This is a genomic window from Streptomyces monashensis, from assembly GCF_001866665.1.
Lineage (GTDB): Bacteria > Actinomycetota > Actinomycetes > Streptomycetales > Streptomycetaceae > Streptomyces > Streptomyces monashensis.
In genome coordinates, this window is the sequence record NZ_MLYO01000203.1 from 1 (window position 1) to 791 (window position 791).

The 791-nt window shown below is 72.7% G+C and carries 1 protein-coding gene; it reads right to left on the minus strand.

All coding sequences use genetic code 11. The annotated features are described in order from the left end of the window. Positions 1-791: undecaprenyl-diphosphate phosphatase (locus tag BIV23_RS45295; RefSeq protein WP_071386807.1), on the minus strand; the 791-nt coding region annotated here is incomplete at both ends.

Genomic DNA, 791 nt, shown 5'->3' on the forward strand with positions numbered 1-791 from the left:
GTAGGCGAGGCTGCCGAGTCCGGCCACCGAGCAGTAGACGGCGAAGGGGATGAGGGTGCGGTTCTCGAAGTAGCGGACGAGGAAGCGGGTGGCGAGGTAGGCCGCGACGAACGCGGCCACGCTGCCCGCGAGCAGGGGGCCGCGCAGGCCGTTGCCCTGGGCGCCGAGCAGCGGGGGCAGCTTGAGGAGCGCGGCGCCGCCGATGACGGGGGTGGCGAGCAGGAACGCGAACCGGGCGGAGTCCTCGTGGCCCAGGCCCTTGAAGATGCCCGCGCTGATGGTGGAGCCGGAGCGGCTGATGCCGGGCAGCAGGGCGAGGATCTGGGCGGCGCCGATCGTCACGGCCTGCCGGACGGTCATCCGGGTGATCCGCAGGTCGGACTGTTCGTCCGCCGACAGGTGCTCCTCCCCGGGGGCGGCCGCGGCCCCGGCGCGCCGGCGGCCGGTGCCGCCGCGGCGCAGCTGCTCGGTGACGAAGAGGACGATGCCGTTGAGCGCCAGGAAGATCGCGGTGGGGACGGGCTTGCCGAGCGTGGTGCGGAACACCTTGTCGAGCGCGACGCCGGCGACCGCGACCGGGACGCAGGCGGTGACGATCAGCCAGGCGAGTTTCTGGTCCACGGTCTCGACGCGGCGCTGGGTGACCGACGTGACCAGGCCGCGGACGATGCGTACCCAGTCCCGCCAGAAGTAGACGACGAGTGCGAGGGCGGTGGCCAGGTGGAGGCCGACCAGCTCGTTGAGGTAGAGGGATCCGTCGGCGGAGACGTCCAGGTCGTGCTTCCAGTGCC